Annotated in this window: 11 protein-coding genes; all 11 read left to right on the top strand. The window is 34.7% G+C overall.

All coding sequences use genetic code 11. The features are described 5' to 3' along the window. Nucleotides 1–10: 10 nt before the first annotated feature. The 11 genes from BLV91_RS14375 (at nucleotide 11) to sov (ending at nucleotide 19,708) form a co-directional block, all read left to right on the top strand. Complete coding sequence (locus tag BLV91_RS14375; RefSeq protein ID WP_091434498.1) at nucleotides 11–1,336, top strand: vanadium-dependent haloperoxidase; 1,326 nt, start codon at nucleotides 11–13, stop codon at nucleotides 1,334–1,336. Next, nucleotides 1,337–2,248 carry a GyrI-like domain-containing protein gene (locus tag BLV91_RS14370; RefSeq protein WP_091434496.1) on the top strand — a complete coding sequence of 304 codons (912 nt, stop codon included), beginning with the start codon at nucleotides 1,337–1,339 and terminating at the stop codon, nucleotides 2,246–2,248. A 163-nt stretch (nucleotides 2,249–2,411) separates the two neighbouring features. Then, on the top strand, nucleotides 2,412–3,716 hold the full coding sequence (locus tag BLV91_RS14365) for an MFS transporter (protein WP_091434494.1): 1,305 nt from the start codon (nucleotides 2,412–2,414) through the stop codon (nucleotides 3,714–3,716). Next, nucleotides 3,709–4,884, top strand: a complete 1,176-nt coding sequence (locus tag BLV91_RS14360; RefSeq protein WP_091434493.1) for a glycoside hydrolase 100 family protein — start codon at nucleotides 3,709–3,711, stop codon at nucleotides 4,882–4,884. Before BLV91_RS14365 ends, BLV91_RS14360 begins: the two co-directional genes overlap by 8 nt. A gap of 1 nt (nucleotide 4,885) precedes the next feature. Further along, nucleotides 4,886–5,821, top strand: a complete 936-nt coding sequence (locus BLV91_RS14355; protein WP_091434491.1) for a carbohydrate kinase family protein — start codon at nucleotides 4,886–4,888, stop codon at nucleotides 5,819–5,821. Nucleotides 5,822–5,851: 30 nt separating this feature from the next. Continuing rightward, nucleotides 5,852–7,063 (top strand): MFS transporter, encoded by a 1,212-nt coding sequence (locus BLV91_RS14350; RefSeq protein ID WP_091434489.1) that lies wholly within the window; start codon nucleotides 5,852–5,854, stop codon nucleotides 7,061–7,063. Next, the gene (locus BLV91_RS14345) at nucleotides 7,063–8,928 is read left to right on the top strand and encodes a trehalase family glycosidase (RefSeq protein ID WP_091434488.1); all 1,866 of its coding nucleotides are present in this window, start codon (nucleotides 7,063–7,065) and stop codon (nucleotides 8,926–8,928) included. The genes BLV91_RS14350 and BLV91_RS14345 overlap by 1 nt, the downstream gene beginning before the upstream one ends. 75 nt (nucleotides 8,929–9,003) lie before the next feature. Beyond that, nucleotides 9,004–9,438, top strand: coding sequence for a CBS domain-containing protein (locus BLV91_RS14340; protein WP_091434486.1), 435 nt, complete (start codon nucleotides 9,004–9,006; stop codon nucleotides 9,436–9,438). Between the two features lie 146 nt (nucleotides 9,439–9,584). Then, on the top strand, nucleotides 9,585–11,864 hold the full coding sequence (locus tag BLV91_RS14335; protein ID WP_091434482.1) for an NADP-dependent malic enzyme: 2,280 nt from the start codon (nucleotides 9,585–9,587) through the stop codon (nucleotides 11,862–11,864). 80 nt (nucleotides 11,865–11,944) lie between these two features. Beyond that, nucleotides 11,945–12,526 (top strand): Holliday junction branch migration protein RuvA, encoded by a 582-nt coding sequence (gene ruvA / locus BLV91_RS14330; RefSeq protein ID WP_091434481.1) that lies wholly within the window; start codon nucleotides 11,945–11,947, stop codon nucleotides 12,524–12,526. Nucleotides 12,527–12,550: 24 nt separating this feature from the next. Further along, nucleotides 12,551–19,708, top strand: a complete 7,158-nt coding sequence (gene sov, locus BLV91_RS14325; RefSeq protein WP_091434479.1) for a T9SS outer membrane translocon Sov/SprA — start codon at nucleotides 12,551–12,553, stop codon at nucleotides 19,706–19,708. Nucleotides 19,709–19,747: the final 39 nt, after the last annotated feature.

Below are 19,747 nucleotides of genomic sequence, written 5' to 3'. Positions count from 1 at the left end.
ACAGAATAAAATGAAAACTAATTTTTTTATTATTGCAGCAGTTTGCCTTCTTTTCATTTCATGTAAAAAAGACAAATCGATTGTAGTAAGCCCAGATGAGTATCATGCAGCAATAGAGAACGTGACCCAAATTATGATTCACGACATATTTTCACCTCCAGTTGCAAGTAGGATATTTGTATACCCAAACATTGCGGCTTATGAAATAGTTGCGCAAAATAGTAAAACATATAAGAGCCTTGAAAATCAATTGAAGGGACTTGGGCCAATTCCTAAATTAGATCCAAAGGCAGGTGTTAATATTGAAGTGGCCGCCTTGGTTGCGCACATGGATGTTAGTAAACAACTTGTTTTTTCAGAAGAAATGGTAGAGACATTTAGAGACAGTCTTTACCAAAAATGGGGTGAAGAGAATGAAAAAGAGTTCCTGGTTTCTAAAGAGTATGGTCTTAAAGTAGCGGACCATATAAAAAAATGGATGGATAAAGACAATTACAAGGAAACTCGTACGATGTCAAAATTTTCTGTCTATGCAGACCAACCAGGAAGATGGCAGCCAACGCCACCATCTTATATGGATGGAATTGAGCCTCATTGGAGTGAAATCAGAACATTAGTACTGGACTCTGCTTCTCAATTTAAGCCAGTACCAGCACTACCTTTTTCATTAGATAAGAAATCGGCCTTTTTTAAAGAAGTTCAGGAAGTGTATGATATTAGTTTAAAAATGAAAGAAAAAGGAGATGACTGTGAAGAGGTAAAAATGGCGCAATTTTGGGACTGTAATCCTTTCGTTTCAGTGACTCAAGGTCATATGATGTTTGCTAAAAAGAAGATTTCTCCAGGAGCACATTGGATGGGAATCGTGAAAATTGCATGTAAAAAATCGGATGCTAATTTCGAGAAAATGGTTTATGCCTATACCGAAACATCAATCGGAATGTTTGAAGCTTTTATCAGCTGTTGGGATGAAAAATACAGAAGCAATGTCATTCGACCTGAAACAGTAATCAATCAGCATATTGATGAAAACTGGAAACCAGCGTTACAAACGCCACCATTTCCTGAATATACAAGTGGGCACTCTGTAGTTTCGACTGTTTCTGCTAATATCCTGACGGCAATTTTTGGAGATAACTTCTCTTATGTTGATGATTCAGAATTGCAATTTGGTTTGCCAAATAGGTCATTTAAATCTTTTAATGAAGCTTCAAAAGAGGCTGCTATGAGTCGATTTTATGGTGGAATACATTATAGAGCAGCAATCGAAAATGGAATTGTACAAGGGAAAGAAATAGGTGATTTTGTAGTGAACAAATTGAAAATGACTAAATAAATGAAAACAAAGAAAATTATAATTGTTAGTCTTGTTTTTGTTTCTTCTCTTTTCTTGGTCTGGTATCTTTTTGTGAAAGAAAGTGATTATTGTATTTCATTTAAAGTAAAAACTTCTACAGGGACTGTTTTTCAGGGAATTAATGAATGGTCTACATCTCGCTTAAGTAGTAATAATGAAAATTATGTCATTCTTGAAAAAAAGAATTTCAACTATATAAAGCAGGAAATGAAGAATGGTAAAATTACAATGGAATATACATGGGATATTAATTCTATAAATGATTCTGTTACTAATGTCAATGTTGGAGTAAAGGATATTAGCAATAGTATTTACAACAGGTTAACGGCCCCTTTTTTTAGCACTAGTTTTAAAAAGTTGCAAATACATAAGATAACTGATTTTAGGAATGGATTAAATAAACATGCTGAAAATTTTAAAATTAAGATAGATGGCGAAGGAACTTCAGAGGAAGTCTTTGTTGCTTATCTCAGTTTAAAAAGCGTATTACAAGAAAAAGCGCAAACAATGATTAGGAACGATGCCATTATTACAGGCTTCTTACAGCAAAATAATATTAAAATCGTTGGAAAGCCTTATGTAGAAATCCAAGACTGGAATCTAGATAAAGAAACTCTAGATTTTAATTATTGTTTTCCCATTGATAAGAATACCGATTTGATAGAAAATGATATCGTAAAATTCAAAACTATACCAGCTGTTAAAGGTTTGCAAGCAAGCTATTTTGGGAATTTTAGGACATCTGATAGAGCATGGTTTGCTTTATTGGACTATGCCAAAAGGAATGATATTAAATTAACGAACAAACCACTCGAACACTTTTTGGCAAATCCTTTTAATGGAGGTGATGAACTTACTTGGGAAACTAAAATAGTCATGCCTTTTGAATGATGGAATAACTGATAAATTAAGATTATTTTAAGAATTCGAAAACGTTTTCGGTACTTCCGAAAACGTTTTTGTTTTTATAATGCAATAAATTATCAATATTAAAATTAATTTTATTTAAAATAATCATAAATATTACGAAATAATTAATTTATAGAGGAATCCAATGAAATTAAAGCTTAGTTTTTGGCAGATAATTAATATGAATGTTGGTTTTTTTGGAATTCAATATAGTTTTGGATTACAACAGAGTGCTGTTAATCCAATTTATGATTTTCTTGGTGCCAGTCCAGACCAGTTGCCTATATTAAATCTTGCAGGTCCATTGACCGGATTGTTGATTCAGCCCATTATTGGTGCAATGAGTGATAAAACTTGGTTGCCAAAATTTGGCGGTCGACGAAAGCCTTATTTTTTTATTGGTGCAATTCTTTGCAGCATCGCTTTATTTCTTTTTCCTTTCAGTAGTTCGTTATGGATGGCGGCAGGTCTTCTTTGGGTACTCGATGCAGGAAACAATACTGCGATGGAGCCTTATAGAGCGTTCATTGCAGATACACTAGAACCAGCTCAACAACCGACAGGATTTCAGGCTCAAAGTTTCTTCACAGGATTTGGACAAACGTTAGCCAATGTTTCACTATTTATCTTTCCGCTAATTTTTGTCGGGACAACTGGAAGACTACCTACCTGGGTTTTCGCCTCATTCTTCCTTGGAGCTGTTTGTTCCATAGGGTCTGTTTGGTGGAGCTCACATACTACTAAAGAAATCCCACCTACTGAAGAAGAACTGAGAAAAATAAAAGAAGAGCCACTAGGTATTTTCACACCGTTTACCGATATATTTTCGGCAATAAAGGATATGCCAAAAGTAATGTGGCAACTGGCATTAGTTTATTTATTTCAATGGTATGCGCTGTTTTGTTACTGGCAAAATTCATCAAAAAGTATCGCGTTGTCAGTTTGGAACACAACTCCTCAAAAAGACATGAAGTTATATGCTGAAGCTGTAAGTTGGACTGGCTTAGTCAACGGTTGGTATAATATAGTAACATTTTTATGCGCCTTCGGATTGGTTTATTTTGCAAGGAAATATTCGCCAAAAATGGTTCACTTTAGCTGTCTATTGTTAGCGGCAATTGGTTTTTTAATATTTCCGCATATTGAAAATAAATACCTATTATTTCCTGCAATTACTGGTTTTGGAATTGGATGGGCAAGTATGATGGGGATTCCCTATTTAATGGTTATTAACAACATACCAAAAGAACGTTATGGGGTTTATATGGGAATAATCAATATGATGATTGTAATTCCTATGTTTATTCAAACCATCACCTTTGGATACATACTCAAGAACTTTTTAAACAACGACCCTCGATTAGCAATTAGTTTTGCCGGTGTTTTATTGATTATTAGCGCAGTGTGTACCTTATTTATTAAAACAAAAAAAGCAGAAGCAAGTGAATGATTTAAATTATAGAAAAGCGATTGAATTACTGCAAAGAGCATCTTCTTCTGAAGGTTTTTTAGCAAGTGCTCAAGACATTTCAAATTACAAAAGAGTTTGGGCTCGTGATGGCGTAATCTGTGGATTGGCGGCATTAGCGTCAGGCGATGAGGAATTGATTACTACTTTCAGACTTACATTAGAGACATTAGCAAATAATCAGCATGAAAATGGAACTATTCCGTCAAATGTTATGACAAACGGAGATGTTGTTGAAGTTAGTTATGGTGGATTAGCAGGTAGAGTAGATGCCGTAACTTGGTTTATTATTGGGATTTGTCAATATGCTTTTTATATAAAAGATCCCTCCTTTGTGAAAGAACACCAAGGAAATATTCAAAAATGCCTACAACTTTTAGAAGCTTGGGAATTCAACAATAAAGGACTTTTATATGTACCATTATCAGGAAACTGGGCTGATGAATATATTACTGATGGCTATGTTTTATATGATCAGTTACTGCGTGTTTGGGCTTTAAAAAGTTATAACCATTTTGTTAATGACAAATCAATCTCAATTAAAATTGAAAAAGTTACTGAGCAAATTGAAATTAATTTCACTCCGAATTCCGTAGGTGAAAAGTACCATGAAAGAGCGTATAAAGAAATAAGCATGGATAATTTTATGCCTTGCTCTTTTTCTCCGGCTGGTTACAAAACCCAGTTTGATGCATTTGCTAATTCATTGGCTTTGTATTTGAATATTGGTTCGGCAGAATTTCAAAATGCAATTGTGCACTATTCAATTGCACTTAAAAACGAACGACCATTACGTTTGCTACCTGCATTTTGGCCACCAATTGAGGAAACTGATATCGATTGGAACTTACTTAAAAATAATTGCAAATACGAGTTCAGGAACTATCCGAATGAATTTCATAACGGTGGAAGTTGGTCTATGGTCAACGGTTTTTATGGATTGGGATTGTTGTCAAAAGATAGAAGACAAGAAGCATCAGAAGTTTTAGAATCAATAAATGAGGCAAACGCAGTTGAGAATTATAGTTTTTATGAAAACTTCAATAGCCAAACCAAGCAGCCAAACGGAGTGCCTTTTTGTGCATGGAGTGCAGCAGCTGCGATAATGTTGCATCAAAGTATAAACAGTAACTTTAAATTTTTAGTATAAAGTGGAAAAAGCAATAGATATTATTTGTGCAGGAGAAGTGTTAATTGATTTTATAGGGCACGAAGTCAACACTTCGATAACAAGAACGAAAGATTACCATCGCTTCCTAGGAGGTTCCCCTACAAATGTTGCCGTAAATGCCGCAAGATTAGGATTGAAATCGGCACTAGTGGCTACTTGTGGTCAGGACGGTTTGGGAGACTATATTGTCCGAAAATTAAATAAAAATGATGTGATTACTTCGTATGTAAGGAAATCAGACATGGAGCCCACTTCTATAATATTAGTATCAAAATCAACAAGTACACCTGATTTTATAGCCTTTAGAGAGGCAGATTGTCAAATTGAACAAAGTCAAATTCCGGAAGAATTATTGGAAAAATCTAAAATTTTTCACACTACCTGTTTTGCCTTGAGCAAAAATCCGGCTAGAACGACGATCTTGGATAGTGCCAAAAAAGCGAAAGCATTAGGATTACAAACAAGTATCGATATTAATTTTTCGGAAAGGATTTGGCCAAATAGGGAAGAAGCTAAAGAGGTGTTGAAAGATTATTTATCAACAGATCCATTTGTTAAACTTAGTGAAGATGACTGCTATAGGCTTTTTGCGGAAGCAAAAACAGAAGATTTTATTTTCGAATACTTTCATGGACTGGGTGCCTCAACAATATGTTTGACAAAAGGAAAAGACGGTGTGGTTTTGTCAAGTTTAGAGTATGGAATGTTTCATCAAAAGGCAATGCATGTTGATGATATAAAGGATACTACTGGTGCTGGTGATGCATTTTGGACTGGTTTTTTATATGCCCAATTGTTAAATAAAAATTTAGAGGAAACAATTACAATCGCCCAAAAATTAGCAGTATTAAAACTGCGAAATGTGGGTAGGTTACCTGAGGATATTAATTTTCAGGAATATTTAAATATTGATTAATAAGTCATTAAAAGCAAACACCAATAAGAAATGAAGAAAAACACTGTCAAATTAGCAATGTATCTGAATTATTTTGTCTTTGCAATTCTGCTTAATAGCGTTGGAATTGTAATACTAAAATCCCAGAAAAATTACGGGGTTGATGAATTGCAAGCCAGTATTTTAGAGGCTTTCAAGGACTTGCCAATTGCGATTGTGTCTTTTCTAATCGCATCTTTTTTGCCAAGAATAGGCTATAAACGAGCAATGCTTATAGGGCTAGGTTTGGTCTCAGTTGCTTGTATTAGTATGTATTTTGGAAATTCATTTGACACAGCAAAATTACTTTTTGCTACGGTTGGAGTTTCGTTTGCATTGATTAAGGTATCTGTTTATTCTCTTATTGGGACCGTAACAGAAAATCAAAAAGAACACAATAGTTTGATGAGTAGTATAGAAGGGGTGTTCATGATTGGTATCGCTTTGGCTTACTTTTTATTTCCAGCCTTTAATTCAGAAACTGATCCTGATGCATGGTTAAACGTATATTGGCTCTTAGCCGGAATTTCATTACTATCATTTGGATTCCTGTTTTTTACTAAGTTTGAAAATCAAACGGAAATTCCTGGGATAGATTTAGTGGATGATTTTAAGCAAATGTTCAAACTATTTGCTAAACTATTGACGATTGTTTTTGTGATTAGTGCGTTTCTATTTGTAATGATCGAACAGGGGATTATGACTTGGTTGCCTACTTTTAATGACAAGGTGTTGCATTTGCCAGAGAATATCAGCATTATGATGGCGAGTATTCTGGCAATTTCGTTAGCTGTTGGGAGGCTTCTTGCCGGTGTGATTACTAAAACAATAAATTGGATATGGGTACTGAGTTTTTGTATTATTATGGCAATGTTACTAGTGATTTTTGTACTTCCTAAAACTGTTGGTCTAGATGTCAAGGAAATTAATTCACTAGGCGATATTCCTTTAATAGGGTTTGCATTTCCATTAGTTGGATTGTTTATAGCGCCAATATATCCTCTCTTAAATTCGGTGGTGTTAAGTGCCTTGCCTAAAAAATTACACAGCTCGATGACGGGTTTAATTGTCGTTTTTTCTGCTCTTGGTGGGACAATAGGGTCGAGAGTTATAGGGTATCTGTTTAAAAACGAAGGGCCTGAAAATGCGTTTTATTACACGTTGATTCCCATGTCCTTATTACTTGTTTCTTTCTTTATATTAAAAAAACTAACTTCAAAATAATGAAAATATTAGTAAACATAAACAAAGTATTTCGCGAACTTTTACTTCAAGAAGATACGGATCAAGACAAGAAAATTACTAAGGATGATAATGGTCCTAAGAGATTTGTTTTGGTGGATGAAAAAACTAAAGCCGAAAATATAATTGAAGGAACCTATCATTTAGCTAATTTGCTACAAGAATTAGCCTTGCTTAAAGAGAGTAATAAGGAGCTGGGTGAAGTTGATTTAAGTCGTATAAATGAGGAGCCGGTTGAACGAATTTCAAGAAAGATCAGAGAAGATTATTGGAATGAGCTTACCAGAACAATTGATAAAAAGGGTTTGATGCAAATTCTCGAGGATGAAAAAACTTCAAATGAGATTCCGACGCTTTATGTTTCCGCTAAGGATAAACAAGGAGTGAAGTATTTTCAGGATTTGGAAAACGAATTGCAAAATTTTAAAGTTGGAATTTTGCCAGAACATTATTCTGATGAATATATCGAAACTTTAAATACTAAACCGGGTATTTTAGCTTTGGCACTCGAACAAAAATTATACAGTTTACAAGGTGTTCCTTTTGTGGTTCCTGGCGGAAGATTTAATGAAATGTACGGCTGGGACAGCTATTTCATTGGCGTTGGACTGATTATCGATAAACAGTTGGACAAAGCTAAGGCTATAGCAGAGAACTTTAAGTATCAAATTATTCATTACGGAAAAATACTAAATGCTAATAGGAGTTACTACTTGACCAGGACACAACCACCGTTGTACTCATCCTTGTTAATCGAAATTGTTAAACAAGAAACTCCTAATATAGATTGGTTGAAAAGCCATTTAGAAACGGTTATTTTGGAATACAATAGCGTTTGGATGGTGAAAGGAAAACGATTGACTACTACGGGTTTAAATCGTTATAAGTCAGATGGTGTGGGAATGCCTTTTGAGGTAGAGCCCGGACATTTTGATGATGTTTTAGGACCGTATGCGGAAAAGTACAACTTACCTATAAGAGAATTTGAAAAGCAATATCTGAATAGGACCTTAGTTGACCCAGAACTTGATGAATATTTCGTTCACGATAGAAGCTTACGCGAAAGTGGACATGATACTACAAATAGATTGATAAATACCTGCGCAAATCTGAATTCTGTTGATGTAAATAGTTTTCTGTATAAATATGAAAAAGACATTGCTTATCTTATCAAGGAATATTTCAATAATAGTTTCCAATCGGCTGATTTTCTTTATACTTCCGAAGATTGGGATCAGAAAGCAAATTTCAGAAAGCAAAAGATGAATGAGTTGTGTTGGAATGAAGAGTCAAGCATGTATTTTGACTATGACTATGTAAATGAAAAACAATTTCCATTTGAGGCTGCTACTACATTTTTTCCTTTATGGGCTGGAATCTGTAGTGAACATCAGGCAAAAAAATTAGTGGAGATTGCGCTTCCTCAATTTATTAAATCTGGTGGGATTACGGGAAGTACAAAAGCGAGTAATGCTAATTTTCCTGAAGATGCACCACAAAGACAATGGGATTATCCTTTTGGCTGGGCTCCTCATCAAATGCTTTTGTGGGAAGGTTTGCTCAAGTATGGATATATTGAAAAAGCGCAAGAAATGATTTATAGATGGCTTTGGTTAATTACAAAGAATGCGGTTGATTACAATGGAACTATTCCCGAGAAATTCGACCTCGAAACTAGCTCTCATAAAGTTTTTGCTGAGTACGGAAATGTGGGGACTGAATTTGATTATATTTCTAAGGAGGGATTTGGTTGGGTAAATGCATCCTATCAATATGGATTAGAGGTCTTAAATGATAATTTAAAGCAGGAAATCAATAAGTTGACTCCTCCAGAAGATTTGTTTTGACCGTTATTTTTTTAATGATATTTGTAGTTTCTATGATATTTTTTTTAACTTTATAGTCAACCTAATTTATTAAAGATGACTGTAAATCAAATATTAAGCTCAAAAGGGAACGAAGTATATTCAATAGTTTCAACGATCACGGTATATGACGCCATAAAAGTGATGGGCGAAAAAAATATTGGTGCAGTCTTGGTAATTGAAGATTCAGCATTGAAAGGTGTTTTATCTGAAAGAGATTATGCTAGGAAAATTGTTTTAAAAGACAAATCTTCAAAAGAAACTTTGGTGCATGAGATTATGGCGACTAATATAATCACTGTCAAACCAACTGATAACTTAGAGTATTGTATGGAATTAATGACTACAAAGAGAGTTAGACATTTACCAGTTGTAGAAAATAATGTTGTTATCGGTATTATTTCGATAGGTGATGTCGTTATATCGATTATAGAGGTACAAAAAGATACCATAAAGCATCTAGATTCATACATTAGTGGAACGAAATCGTAATTAAAAATATAGACATGTGTATAAATAGCTGCCAATTAGTGCAGCTATTTTTTTTGTATAAGAGGTTTTTTTGTAAAAGAATAGTATAAAAGCCTACTTTTTAAACCAAGTCTTATATCTTTGTAGGCTAGACAAAATCCAAATAAATGAACAAGAATAGCAAGAGAAGAGAAGCGTTATTATATCATGCAAAACCAACTCCAGGAAAGATACAAGTTGTTCCTACTAAGAAATATGCAACACAAAGAGACCTGTCTTTGGCATACACTCCAGGCGTAGCTGAGCCTTGTTTGGAAATCGCAAAAGATGTAAATAATGTTTATAAATATACTGCTAAAGGGAATTTAGTAGCTGTTATAACTAACGGAACAGCAGTTTTAGGACTAGGAGATATAGGTCCTGAAGCATCAAAACCTGTAATGGAAGGGAAAGCACTGTTGTTTAAAATTTTCGCAGACATTGATGTTTTTGATATTGAAATAGACCTTAAGGATATTGACAAATTTATTGATACTGTAAAAGCGATTGCCCCAACATTTGGAGGTATAAATTTAGAAGATATCAAAGCTCCAGAATCATTTGAAATTGAAAGAAGGTTGGTTGAGGAGTTAGATATTCCTGTGATGCATGATGATCAACATGGAACCGCTATCATTTCATCAGCAGCTTTGTTAAACGCACTTGAATTAGCTGATAAAGAAATTCAAAATGCGAAAGTAATTGTTTCAGGGGCAGGTTCTGCTGCATTGGCTTGTGCCAATTTGTATGTTTTATTAGGAGTTAACCCTGCTAATATAACAATGTTTGATAAAGACGGCGTTCTTTCAGAAGATAGAACTGATTTATCTGCACTACAACAAAGATATTCCATTGGTAAAAAAGAGACTACATTAGGAGAAGCTATAATAAATGCTGATGTTTTTCTAGGACTTTCTGCCGGAAATGTTCTTTCTGCTGAAATGCTGCTTTCAATGGCTGATAATCCTATTGTTTTTGCAATGGCGAATCCAGTTCCAGAAATTGATTATCATTTAGCAATAGCTACGAGAGATGATATTATTATGGCTACAGGAAGGTCAGATTATCCTAATCAAGTCAACAATGTTCTTGGGTTTCCATATATATTTCGTGGTGCATTAGATGTTCGTGCTACCAAAATTAACGAGGCTATGAAAATGGCTGCTGTTCGTGCTCTTGCAGCTTTAGCTAAAGAACACGTGCCGGAACAAGTAAATATCGCTTATGGTGCTACCAAACTTATCTTTGGTCGCGACTATATTATTCCTTCTCCATTCGACCCTAGGTTGATTACCGTCGTTGCACCTGCAGTAGCAAAAGCAGCCATGGATTCTGGAGTGGCATTAAATCCTATTACAGATTGGAATAAATATGAAGAGGAACTTTATGACCGATTAGGGAACGATAATAAAATGGTTCGTTTGGTTACCAACAGAGCCAAAATGGATCCGAAAAGAATCATTTTTGCAGAAGCAGATCATTTAGATGTGCTAAAAGCAGCTCAAATTGTTCTTGAAGAAGGTACTTGTTTACCAATATTACTTGGGAACATGGAAATTATTTTGGAATTGAAAAAAGAGCTTGGGTTTGAGACCGAAGTTCCAATTATTGATACCAAAATTGACGAAGAAAACGACAGAAGAAATAGGTTTGCAAATATATACTGGGAAGCCAGAAAGAGACGCGGAATATCGTTGTTAGATGCTCAGAAGTTAATGCGAGAAAGAAATTATTTCGCGGCAATGATGGTCAATGAAGGAGAAGCAGATGGATTAGTTACTGGGTACAGCAGGAGTTACTCTTCTGTAGTGAAGCCTATGTTACAGCTTATTCCTAAAGCTCCTGGGGCTTCGATAGTAGCTACTACAAATATGATGATGACTGCAAGAGGACCAATGTTTTTGTCTGATACAGCCATTAACATTAACCCTACAGCTCTTGAATTAGCCAAAATAGCCATTATGACTGCTAAAACAGCTAGAATGTTTGGTGTGGAGCCTGTGATAGCCATGGTATCATTTTCTAATTTTGGTTCCTCGACGGATGAAAATGCTTCTAAAGTGAGAGAAGCAGTTGCTTATTTGCATGAGCATCATCCAGATATGATTATAGATGGGGAAGTTCAGGCTGATTTTGCTTTGAACCAAGAGATGTTGAAGGAAAAATTTCCGTTCTCTAAATTAGCAGGTAAAAAAGTGAATACTTTAATTTTTCCTAATCTTGATTCGGCTAACATAACTTATAAGTTGTTAAAAGAATTAAATAAGGTAGATTCAATTGGACCAATTATGTTAGGAATGGGGAAACCTGTCCATATATTCCAGTTAGGAGCTAGTGTAGAAGAAATGGTTAATATGGCAACTATTGCTGTTATTGATGCTCAAGAAAAACAGAAGAAAAAAAGATAAATTGAATTTAAAAAAAGTTCTTTGCATTTGCAAAGAACTTTTTTTTATTTTTATTGCAAAACGAGATATACAGTAAATATATGATTGCACATTTACAAGGAAAATTAGTTGAAAAAACACCAACAGAGGTCATTATTGATTGTGGAGGTGTGGGATATCATGTAAATATTTCCTTACATACCTATTCATTGCTTCCTAATGCTGATTTTATTAAACTATTTACCCATCTTCAAATCAAAGAAGATGCACACACGTTATTTGGGTTTGTAGAGAAATCAGAAAGGGAGATTTTTAAATTGTTGTTGTCAGTTTCAGGAATTGGTGCTAATATCGCCAGAACAATGTTGTCTTCATTAGATCCTAAACAAATTACAAATGCGATTGCATCTGGAGACGTGGTTACTATACAATCGATAAAGGGAATCGGAAGTAAAACGGCACAAAGAGTAATACTTGATTTGAAGGAGAAAGTGCTTAAATTGTACGATTTAGATGAAGTTTCGATGTCACAAAACAATACTAATAGAGATGAAGCGTTATCTGCATTGGAGGTCTTAGGTTTTGTTAGAAAAACTTCAGAAAAACTTGTCGAAAAAATCGTGAAAGAAGACCCAGAAGCTTCCGTAGAAGCAATTATTAAAAAAGCTTTAAAAAACTTATAAAATAAACTTAGAAGCACGAATTGTATGCGTAAAATTTGTATTTTATTGTTGGTTTTATTTTGTGGTTTTGTATCGTATGCACAGGTAAATGAAGAGCCCCAAGATACAGTAAAAACAGGTTTTTCTTTAGGAAAAGTCAAAATAAAGGACCCTCAAAGTATCCTCTCGGCTTATAGCTATGATCCTGTTACGGATAGGTATATTTATACCAATTCTGTTGATGGATTTTCGATTAATTACCCTATTATCCTGACTCCAAAAGAGTATGAAAGCTTAGTTTTGAAAGAATCCATGAGAGATTATTTCAAGAAGAAAAGCGACGCTATTGATGGAAAAAAAGAAGGTAGTGAAGAAGCAAAAAAAGATTTACTGCCTAAATACTATATAAATTCAAATCTTTTTGAATCCATTTTTGGTAGCAATACCATAGATGTTAAGCCTACTGGATCTGTAGAAATGGATTTGGGACTACGTTACACAAAACAAGACAACCCGTCTTTTTCTCCAAGAAATAGATCTAATCTATCTTTTGATTTTAACCAAAGGATTAGTATGAGCTTAATGGGGAAAGTGGGTACGAGACTGAATGTAAATGCCAACTACGATACCCAGTCAACATTTGCTTTTCAGAACTTAATGAAATTAGAATATACCCCTTCAGAAGATGATATTGTCCAAAAAATTGAAGTGGGAAATGTTAGTATGCCTCTAAATAGCTCATTGATTCGTGGAGCACAAAGTTTATTTGGAGTGAAAACTCAATTGCAATTTGGAAAAACTACCGTTACGGGTGTTTTCTCAGAACAAAAATCTCAGACCAAAAGTGTCGTTGCACAAGGCGGTGGGAAAATTGAGGATTTTGAAATGTTTGCTTTGGATTATGATAATGACAGGCATTTTTTCTTATCTCAATACTTCAGGAACAAATACGATGCTTCACTTAAAAATTACCCTTTTATCGATAGTAGAGTCCAAATAACAAGACTTGAAATTTGGGTTACCAATAAGCAGACACGCGTTAGTACTAACTCTAACAATTTAAGAAATATAATTGCGCTTCAAGATTTAGGGGAAGGTCAATTGACCGACTCTAATGGCAATCCAATAAACGATAATGAAATCGTTGTCTTAGATCCTTCGACTGGAATTTTTAATAATCCTTTTAATTCCCCTTCGGATAATTCAAATAATGACTTTGATCCGGCACAGATTGCTACTGGAACTGGTTTGTTGAACAAAAACATTCGTGAAATTGTAACAGCAAGTTCTGGTTTTAATGTTTCTGTTAGCGAAGGTCAGGATTATTCCAAATTAGAAAACGCAAGGAAATTGACAACAAATGAATATACCTTTAATGCGCAATTAGGGTATATTTCATTGCAGCAAAGATTAGCTAATGATGAGATTTTGGCTGTTGCGTACCAATATACAATTGGAGATAAAGTGTATCAGGTTGGAGAGTTTGGGAGTGATGGCGTAGATGCAACGGTTGTAACTGGAACAGACGCTTCGCAAGCAATTATCACCCAAAGTTTGATTTTGAAAATGTTAAAAAGCAATTTGACGAATGTCAAAAACCCTGTTTGGAATTTGATGATGAAAAATATTTATCAAATACAAGGTGCTTATCAGGTTAAGCAAGAAGATTTCAGGTTTAATATTCTTTATAGTGACCCTTCACCTTTAAACTATATTACAGCGGTTGAAGGTAGTCCGTTTCCACCGAGTCCATCGGCGGAAAATAAAGTTGCAGAAACTCCCTTACTTAAGGTCTTTAATTTAGATAAACTGAATTACAATAATGACCCACAAACTGGTGGTGATGGTTTTTTTGACTTTATGCAAGGTATTACTATTGATTCTCAAAATGGTCGCGTAATATTCACAACTAAGGAGCCGTTTGGAGAGTTGCTATTTTCTAAACTTTCAAATACTGGAAGCGGTGAAAATTATGATGATGAAGCTACTTATAATGCAAATCAAAAGAAGTATGTATTCAGAAATATGTACCGCAATACTCAATCAGGGGCATTGCAGGATAGTGATAAGAATAAATTCCTTTTAAGGGGACGATATAAATCATCAGGAGATGATGGAATTCCAATTGGGGCATTCAATGTTCCTCAAGGCTCTGTTGTTGTTACGGCGGCAGGAAGAGTTTTAGTAGAAGGGATTGACTATAGCGTGAATTATCAATTGGGAAGAGTACAAATTTTAGATCCGTCGCTACAGGCTTCTAATACACCAATTAATGTTTCATTGGAAAACAATTCCATATTTGGTCAGCAAACCAGACAATTTATGGGAGTAAACGTGGAACATAAAATTTCAGATAATTTTTTGATTGGAGGTACCTATCTCAAAATGACCGAAAAACCATTCACCCAGAAATCAAGTTTTGGTCAGGAATCTGTTAACAATACAATTTTTGGATTCAATACTAATTTTTCTACTGAAGTTCCTTTTTTGACTCGATTAGTAAATAAATTACCCAACTTAGATACGGATGTACCTTCAAACCTTTCTGTAAGGGGGGAAATTGCTTTTTTAAAGCCAGATTCGCCAAAAGCTGATCAGTTCGAGGGAGAATCAACTATTTATGTTGATGATTTTGAAGGGTCACAATCTACTATCGATATGCGTTCAGCCTATGCTTGGAGTCTATCTTCAACACCAGATAGGAATGTTCGAAGCACGTATGATTTTAACGCTAGTTCAAATGATTTGAGTTATGGTTTTAAAAGAGCAAAATTGGCTTGGTATTCTATCGACCCTGTTTTTTATACCCAAAAACCTCCTGGAATTACAAATGATGATTTGTCATTCAACAGTACAAGACGTATATATAGTGAAGAATTGTACCCTCTAACAGATATTGCTCAAGGACAGTCACAGGTAATAAATACCTTAGACTTGAGTTACTACCCATCAGATAGAGGACCGTATAATAACAATGCTAATTTTAAAGCTTATCCTGCAGAGAATTTTGGAGGAATTATGCGATCGCTAAACTCAACAAATTTTGAGCAAGGTAACGTTGAATATATCCAGTTTTGGGTTTTAGATCCATATGAGGGAGTAGGAAAAATTCTTCCAAGCAATACGGGTAAAATCTATTTCAATCTTGGGGAGATATCCGAAGATGTTTTGAAAGACGGAAGAAAGCAATATGAAAACGGACTTGGGCCAGACCAAATATTGGTAAATCCAAGACCAATATGGGGTGATGTTCCAGCTTCACAATCTTTAATTTATGCATTTGATGCTAATGCAAACAATCGAACCAATCAAGATATTGGTTTAGATGGTTTGGCTAATGTCAATGAAGGTGCTGTGTACAATAATTTTGCCTCTGATCCAGATCCGGCGGGGGATGATTATACTTATTATTTGAATACTTCTGGTAGCATTTTAGAACGATATAAAAACTACAATGGAGTTGATGGAAACTCGGCTGTTGATATTAGCAATCCTAACAGAGGATCATCTACCGTACCAGATGTAGAAGATATCAATAGGGATAATACAATGAATACAATCAATGCTTATTATGAATATAGCATTGACGTTCAGCCAAACATGACGGTTGGCCAAAATTATATTACTGACATAAGAAATACGCAAGTAACATTAGCTAACGGAGAAGTTACTGATTCAAGATGGATTCAGTTTAAAATTCCAGTTTCACAGCCAGAAAACACAATTGGAAATATATCTGATTTTAGATCGATCCGTTTTATGAGAATGTTTATGACAGGCTTTAATGAAGAGGTGACAGTTCGTTTTGGTGCTTTGGATTTAGTGAGAGGAGAATGGAGAAGATATACAAATACACTAGATTTTAATGATACAAATGTACTAGACGACAATACTGATTTAGATGTATTGGCTGTAAATGTTCAAGAGAATGGTGATAGATGTCCAGTGAATTATGTAGTGCCTCCAGGAGTACAAAGAGAACAATTATATAATAACAATACGCTTATTAATCAAAATGAACAAGCGCTATCTCTAAGAGTTTCAGGAGATGGGTTGGAGCCCGAAGATTCAAGAGCGGTTTTTAAAAATGTAAGTATTGACATGCGTCAATTCAAGAAATTAAAAATGTTTTTGCATGCCGAATCTTTGCCTAATGAAATCGTTCTTAGGGATGACCAAATGGTAGGTTTTATTCGTTTTGGAAATGACTTTACTCAGAATTTTTACCAAATAGAAATTCCATTGAAAGTGACAATACCCACATCATCTGGAGCTGATTGTTCTGCTTTGAGTGCTGAATTAGTTTGGCCAGAAGCCAATGAAATTGATTTGTCACTGGCGTTATTGACTCAGTTAAAAATTCAATCCATGAGTGTTGACTTAAGCACCTTGCCTTTGGATGGAATTTATTATCAAAACGAAGATGAACTCGATGCTTCGCTGGCCAGCAAATCAAATAAATTAAGGCTAGGGATCAAAGGAAATCCTAATTTTGGATTAGTTCGTACATTGATGGTGGGTGTAAAAAGTAATGAAACGCATCAGGATATCAAAGGAGAGGTTTGGTTCAATGAACTTCGTTTGGCTGATATGGATAATCAGGGTGGTATGGCAGCTGTCTTAAACGTAGATTCGAATCTTGCTGATTTTGCTACAATTTCAGCCACAGGAAAGAAAAGTACGATTGGTTTTGGTTCATTGGAACAAGGACCTAATGAAAGAAGTCGTGAAGATATTCAACAATATAACATTGTAACCAATGTGAACCTTGGAAAAATGTTACCTATCAAGTGGGGTATTAATTTGCCTTTTAATTATGCTGTTGGCGAAGAAACGATAACTCCTGAATACGATCCTTTTAACCAAGATATCAAACTAAAACAGTTGTTAGACAATACCACTGACTCTGAATTGAAAGATAATATCACTAACAGAGCTATCGATTATACAAAACGTACAAGTATCAATTTTATAGGTGTTAGAAAACAGAGAAGTCCAGAGCAAAAACAACACGTTTATGATCCGGAGAACTTCACTTTTTCTCAATCCTACAATAAAGTGGAGCGACATGATTTTGAAATTGAAGAGTATTTAGACCAACAAGCAAATTCATCTGTTGATTATGCATTTAGTTTTCAACCTAAGTCAGTTGAGCCTTTTAAGAAAATGGAGTTCATGAAGAAGAGCGACTATTGGAAATTACTAAGTGATTTTAATTTTAACTATCTGCCTTCGAATATTTCCTTTAATTCAAATATTAATAGACAGTTTAATCGTCAACAATTCAGACAGGTAGATGTTCAAGGTATTGGGCTTGATCCTTTATATAGAAGGAATTTTTCATTTAATTACCAGTATGGTTTTAATTATAATCTAACAAAAGCATTAAAACTGAGTTATACGGCTTCGTCAAGCAACATAGTTAAGAATTATTTGAATGAGGATAACGAACCAATTGACAGTTTTTCAATATGGGATAGTTATTGGGATATTGGAGACCCTAACCAACACATGCAACAGTTGGTAGTGAATTATGAAATTCCAATTAACAAAATTCCGGTATTCAGTTTTATTAAAGCAAATTATTCTTATACCGGAGACTATAGCTGGCAACGTACTTCAAATGCTTTATCTCAAATAGAGATTGAAGGAACTGCTTACAATTTAGGGAATACTGTTCAGAATGCACGTTCTAATAGTTTGAATTCAAGTTTCAATATGGACATGTTGTATAAATATTTAGGGATTTCACCAAAGGGAAAGAACGCAGCACCAAAACCTAGAGCAACAGCACCAAAACCTGGTGAGAAAGTAGTGAATACTGCCGCGAAGCCACAGGCCAAAGACAATGAATTTGTTGATGGATTGATGGGGGTTTTAACCAGTGTAAAAAATATTCAAATTAATTATACTGAGAATAGTGGAACAGTTTTGCCAGGATATACGCCAAGCGTAGGGTTTCTAGGCTCTTCGAGACCTTCGTTAGGATTTATTTTTGGAAGTCAAGATGATGTAAGGTATGAAGCAGCTAAAAACGGATGGCTTACCAATTATCAGGACTTTAATCAAAATTTCTCGCAAGTGACCAATAGGATGCTTAAAGCGACTGCAAATGTAGATTTGTTTCCTGACTTAAAAATTGATTTGACTTCAGATAGATCTTATTCAAAGAATTACTCAGAACAGTATGACATTTTTGATGGTCAATACAATTCACGTTCACCTTATACATATGGTCTTTTTTCAATTTCGACAGTATTAATCAAGACTGCTTTTTCAGCTAGCGATGAAAATTCATCAGCTGCTTTTGATGACTTCAGGTCTAATAGGCTTATAGTGGCTACAAGATTAGCCACAGAAAGAGGTATTGATGTTACTAATCCTGCAAATATTGATGATGAAGGCTATCCTTTAGGTTATGGTAAAAACAATCAGGCAGTATTGCTGCCAGCATTTCTTGCGGCTTATTCCGGTAGCGATGCCTCAGGTGTTTCGCTGGGGATTTTTAGAAGTTTTCCAATTCCTAATTGGGCGGTGAAATATAACGGATTAATGCGATACGATTTGTTTAAAAAGAATTTCAAAAGATTTTCTTTGCAACATAATTATAGGGCTTCTTATACGATCAATCAATATCGATCGAATTTTGATTATGATAATACTCCTGACGGAGTTGATGATAGTGGGAACTTTTATAATAAGACCATTATGTCTAATATCAATTTAGTGGAGCAATTTAGTCCGCTAATCAGAATGGATTTTGAATTGAAAAGTTCGTTAAAAGTACTTACTGAGATCAAAAAAGACAGAGCATTATCTATGAGTTTTGATAATAACTTATTGACAGAAGTAAAAGGAATTGAATATGTTGTAGGACTTGGATACCGCTTTAAGGATGTGATTTTTTCTTCACGCCTGGCTGATAATCCTACTGGTATAATCAAAGGGGATATCAATATGAAAGCTGATTTTTCGTATCGTAATAATCAAACTGTAGTGCGATATTTAGATTACGATAATAATCAATTGGCGGGTGGGCAAAATATTTGGTCTTTGAAATTGACGGCTGATTATTCTTTCAGTAAAAACCTTACTGCAATATTCTATTATGACCATTCATTTTCCAAAGCAGTAATATCAACTTCATTCCCTCTAACTAACATTCGTTCCGGATTTACGCTTCGTTATAATTTTGGGAATTAAAATTTAGAATCTAAACTATATTTGAATAGAAGATTGTTA

The organism is Flavobacterium degerlachei, assembly GCF_900106645.1.
GTDB classification, from domain to species: domain Bacteria; phylum Bacteroidota; class Bacteroidia; order Flavobacteriales; family Flavobacteriaceae; genus Flavobacterium; species Flavobacterium degerlachei.
Note: the sequence above shows the minus strand (reverse complement) of the source record. Positions and strands in the feature narration are given on the sequence as shown.

Excerpts from the sequence above, each read along its gene's own strand:
- BLV91_RS14375 (WP_091434498.1), top strand. The coding sequence starts at position 11 with ATGAAAACTAATTTTTTTATTATTGCAGCAGTTTGCCTTCTTTTCATT.
- BLV91_RS14370 (WP_091434496.1), top strand. The coding sequence starts at position 1,337 with ATGAAAACAAAGAAAATTATAATTGTTAGTCTTGTTTTTGTTTCTTCT.
- BLV91_RS14365 (WP_091434494.1), top strand. The coding sequence starts at position 2,412 with ATGAAATTAAAGCTTAGTTTTTGGCAGATAATTAATATGAATGTTGGT.
- BLV91_RS14350 (WP_091434489.1), top strand. The coding sequence starts at position 5,852 with ATGAAGAAAAACACTGTCAAATTAGCAATGTATCTGAATTATTTTGTC.
- BLV91_RS14345 (WP_091434488.1), top strand. The coding sequence starts at position 7,063 with ATGAAAATATTAGTAAACATAAACAAAGTATTTCGCGAACTTTTACTT.
- BLV91_RS14340 (WP_091434486.1), top strand. The coding sequence starts at position 9,004 with ATGACTGTAAATCAAATATTAAGCTCAAAAGGGAACGAAGTATATTCA.
- BLV91_RS14335 (WP_091434482.1), top strand. The coding sequence starts at position 9,585 with ATGAACAAGAATAGCAAGAGAAGAGAAGCGTTATTATATCATGCAAAA.
- ruvA (WP_091434481.1), top strand. The coding sequence starts at position 11,945 with ATGATTGCACATTTACAAGGAAAATTAGTTGAAAAAACACCAACAGAG.
- sov (WP_091434479.1), top strand. The coding sequence starts at position 12,551 with ATGCGTAAAATTTGTATTTTATTGTTGGTTTTATTTTGTGGTTTTGTA.